We start from the raw sequence: 3944 nt of genomic DNA, 5'->3' as shown, positions 1-3944 counted from the left end.
AAAATTATCTATAGCAGTATTGAAGTCGATCGCTGCATTGATTGCAAAGGTATTTGGTTTGACTCCCAAGGCGCTAAACGACTGAAGAAAATTAAAGGTTCTGAAAGTATAGATATTGGTGACCCCCTAACAGGCAGTAAATTCAACCAAATCGGGAATATAAATTGTCCTAAATGCAGCACACAAATGACTAAAATGGTCGATTTAAAACAATCGCATATTTGGTATGAAAAATGTCCCGTATGCTGCGGCACTTGGTTTGATGCCGGCGAATTTAAAGATTACAAGCAACAAGGAATCCTGGAAATGTTTAAAGATATTTTTGCGAAAGAAAGACGTTAGAAATCTGAAGATTGCTAAACTAAGCGATGTAGTTATCAGAGGATAGACCATTGTTAGACGAACAAGCCAAAAAGACTCTTCTGCGAAAAATTCCCCACGGACTTTATATCTGTGGCGTCAAAAACGGCGAAGAAGTGAACGGCTTCACCGCCAGCTGGGTAATGCAAGGTTCTTTTCAACCACCCTTAGTGGTAAATTGCGTTAAGCAAGATTCAAAATCCCACGCCTCGATCGCAGCCAGCGGCGTCTTTGCCCTCAGCTTCCTGGAAGCAGGACAAAAAGATTTAGCCCAAAAATTCTTCAAACCCCAGCGTCGCGTCGGCAATAAATTTGAGGATGTGGACTTCTACCTGGGAGAACAAACCGGCTGTCCGATTATATCGGATTCCTTGGGTTATGTGGAATGCAGGGTTGTCGGCGCAGTAGATCGAGGAGACCATACCGTTTATGTCGGCGAAGTAATTGGCGCAGGCGTTCACCGGGAAGGCGAACCTCTTTTGTTGGAAAGCACCGGCTGGCAATACGGCGGGTAATGGGAAATTTTAGATTTTGGATTTTAGATTGGATTTGAATCTGAAATTTAAAATTTTCCGTAAATCTTTTTCACCAACTAGCAACTGCAAACTGAATTATGCCTCTAATCAAAGTGCAAACTTCTGTAGCTACAGCAGATAAATCGCAAGTTGATTCGCTACTCAAAACCCTTTCGTCTAAGTTATCCAAACATTTGGGCAAACCGGAATCTTACGTGATGACTGCGTTTGAGCCAAATATGGCCATGACTTTTGCTGGCACGACAGATCCAGTCTGCTATATAGAAATTAAAAATATTGGCAGCATGAGTCCATCGCAAACCAAATCGATGAGTCAGGATTTTTGCCAGCAGATAAATGAGGCGTTGGGTGTACCAGTCGATCGCATCTACATCGAATTTGCCGATGCAAAAGGTTCCATGTGGGGCTGGAACAAATCGACTTTTGGTTAATTGAGTTGTGACTTCTCCCCCTTTGAGAAAAAGGGGGAAACAAGCGCGAATATTTCTGCGTGGGCTCAAGCCACACTTGGCACAACTTACGATACGATCTGTTCAGATTGCTGAATAAGTTATAAAGTTTTGGCAGAATCAAAACTGCCCTAACTCAGATCTTGCACCAAACGTCAAAACCGGGTTTCTGGCAAATTTAAGCTAAGAGCCTAGATCTTTCGTTAAGAAACCCGGTTTCTCAGGTCTTGTTGAGAATGGTGCAAGATGTCAGCTAACAAACTCGGCTAGAACTATACCTAGCTGTGCTGATACCCACCCTTTGTATCTTATATGAAACCATAAAACTCAACTTAAAAGCCGCAGGGGAGGATAAGCTCATGAATACCAAATTGGAATTGGTAAATACTATCAATGATGCTGCCCTGGCTGGCCCAGTGTTGTATCCCTGGGATTCTGGCCCTGCCGTAGCGCAATTGCAAGAATTTTTATGCGCTCACGGTTTTATGATGCGCGTAGATGGAGATTACGGTAGCGTCACCGAAGCTGCTGTCAAAACATTTCAACGTCAACAGGGATTGAGAGCGAATGGCATAGTCGATGCCAAAACCTGGGCAGCATTAAAAGGAACAGTTCTACCAGGAACTCGCATCCTCAAACTAGGGCATAGCGGTGGCGATGTGCGCGAACTGCAAGGGCTGTTGCAAGTTCACGGGTATAACGTCATCAGGAACGGGATCTTTAACTCAGATACCAAGTTGGCCGTAATTGCCTTTCAGCAAAAACATAAATTAAAAGCTAACGGAATGGTAGACCGGATTACTTGGACAATATTGCGAGGTGGTTCTCCCCTACCTCCTCTTCCCGAACAGGGTCGATGGTATATCAATTTCCGGAAGTGGTGGTAGATAAGGACTTGGCAGTGCCAACTTAACTCAGATGCGATCGCAATCAAAAAATTTACCAGTAGCCGGATGAGGTCGATCGTTGACATTCGGGTAGCGTCGCCTGCTGCAATTTCTCTAGACTCACACTTATCGAAAATTTGGGTCTAAAACGCCGTCGTTCAACGACGGCTTTCTGATAAAATTTTCGATAAGCGGGAACAAAGATGTAGTCGTGGCATACGAACTCACACGCTGTATAAAGGCTAATGTCACCAATCCTTTTAGGGTTGCCCCAATACCTCACTGCCCTCTAAAAAATATGGTATAGGTGGGAGAGTAAAAAAAATCAAATAGGGTAGGGCACACCCGAATTTACGCTTGGGGAGTAGTCCATCAGAGCGCTTGCTGCAAGGTGTAGTCGGACTAGACATGAATGTGTAAGACCAAAGCTAAGATTGCTTGGTGGAGGCAGTGTTCAGCCCAAGAATCACCGCAATGACGGGCGGTGAGTGTCAAAATCGCGTCAGTGACCTTGAAACCTTATTATTTGTGATTGCAATCTATCCCGGCAGCTTCGATCCCATTACTCTCGGACACCTCGATGTCATACAGCGAGGGTCTAGGCTATTCGATCGAGTGGTCGTGGCAGTGCTACGCAATCCCAATAAAATGCCCATGTTTACTGTGCAAGAGCGGCTGGAACAGATTCGCTTATCCACGCAACACCTACCCAATGTGGAGGTAGACAGCTTTGACGGCCTGACCGTAAACTATGCCCAAATGCGGCAAGCCACTGTGATCGTTCGGGGTCTGCGGGTGCTTTCTGACTTTGAAAAAGAGTTGCAGATGGCGCATACTAATAAGACCCTCTTAGATCGAATTGAGACAGTTTTTCTGGCTACCTCTACTGAATATGGTTTCTTAAGTAGTAGCGTGGTAAAAGAGATAGCAAGATTTGGCGGCTCTGTCGATCATCTTGTCCCCAAGCACGTTGCTTTAGATATTTACAAAAAATGTTACGCCAAGACTTACCCCGAATCGGCCCCGACAGCGACGAACCCAGAACCCAAGATGAACTGTCCCAGCGTGGAGAAACAGGCGTAGATATTCAGCGAGAACTCAACCGCCTAGAGGAAATGATTCTCGATAGTCCGCGCATCCCACTGACTCGTCGCACCGTAATCGATGAAGAACAGTTGCTGGAGCAATTGGATCTGATCAGATTGAATTTGCCTAATGCTTTTGAAGAAGCAGAAGCAATTATCCGCGAGAAGGAAGAGTTGCTTCTGCAAGCGGAACAGTACGCCCATAAAATGATTGAGGCCGCCTCGCAACGCGCTGCCCAGATTTTAGATGAAACGGGCATTGTCCGACAGGCAAAACAGGAGGCGCAACAACTTTGGCAAATGGTTCAGCAGGAGTGCGAGGCTGCACAAGAACAGACTTTGGCTGAAATCGAGCGGATGCACCGAGAAGCTCAGCAGGAACTGGAGGAACTCCGCGCTAAAGCGATCGCAGAAGCTAACGCCATCCAAAACGGCGCTGATGATTATGCGGAAAAGATGCTCAACAGCATCGAACAGCATTTGAATGAAATGCTGCGGGTGGTACGCAACGGACGCCAGCAACTCCAACCTGGCGAATCTCCCTTGCCGACACAAAAAACTTCTCCAATTCCTCCATTTCCTCGCCAATCTTCCCAAACACCACCTAAGAAGTAAAAAGTCAAAAGT

The 3944-nt window shown here is 45.8% G+C and carries 6 protein-coding genes; all 6 read left to right on the top strand.

Annotation, left to right across the window (positions count from 1 at the left end; genetic code table 11):
* The coding region (locus H6S82_RS22350) for a zf-TFIIB domain-containing protein (RefSeq protein WP_199317933.1) at positions 1-342 on the top strand (342 nt) is incomplete at its 5' end.
* 50 nt (positions 343-392) lie between these two features.
* Complete coding sequence (locus H6S82_RS22345; protein WP_190464982.1) at positions 393-875, top strand: flavin reductase family protein; 483 nt, start codon at positions 393-395, stop codon at positions 873-875.
* A 98-nt stretch (positions 876-973) separates the two neighbouring features.
* Positions 974-1327, top strand: a complete 354-nt coding sequence (locus H6S82_RS22340) for a phenylpyruvate tautomerase MIF-related protein (protein WP_190464983.1) — start codon at positions 974-976, stop codon at positions 1325-1327.
* A gap of 377 nt (positions 1328-1704) precedes the next feature.
* Positions 1705-2232 carry a peptidoglycan-binding protein gene (locus tag H6S82_RS22335; RefSeq protein WP_190464984.1) on the top strand — a complete coding sequence of 176 codons (528 nt, stop codon included), beginning with the start codon at positions 1705-1707 and terminating at the stop codon, positions 2230-2232.
* 528 nt (positions 2233-2760) lie between these two features.
* Complete coding sequence (coaD, locus tag H6S82_RS22330) at positions 2761-3315, top strand: pantetheine-phosphate adenylyltransferase (protein WP_322111908.1); 555 nt, start codon at positions 2761-2763, stop codon at positions 3313-3315.
* Entirely contained in the window at positions 3225-3932 is a 708-nt protein-coding gene (locus H6S82_RS22325; RefSeq protein ID WP_190464985.1) for a DivIVA domain-containing protein, read from the top strand. Before coaD ends, H6S82_RS22325 begins: the two co-directional genes overlap by 91 nt.
* The last annotated feature ends 12 nt before the right edge of the window (positions 3933-3944 follow it).

The organism is Planktothrix sp. FACHB-1355, assembly GCF_014748295.1.
Taxonomy (GTDB): Bacteria; Cyanobacteriota; Cyanobacteriia; order Cyanobacteriales; family Aerosakkonemataceae; genus Aerosakkonema; species Aerosakkonema funiforme_A.
Note: the sequence above shows the minus strand (reverse complement) of the source record. Positions and strands in the feature narration are given on the sequence as shown.

Coding starts and splice junctions, on each gene's coding strand:
- H6S82_RS22340 (WP_190464983.1), top strand. CDS start 974: ATGCCTCTAATCAAAGTGCAAACTTCTGTAGCTACAGCAGATAAATCG.
- H6S82_RS22335 (WP_190464984.1), top strand. CDS start 1,705: ATGAATACCAAATTGGAATTGGTAAATACTATCAATGATGCTGCCCTG.
- H6S82_RS22325 (WP_190464985.1), top strand. CDS start 3,225: ATGTTACGCCAAGACTTACCCCGAATCGGCCCCGACAGCGACGAACCC.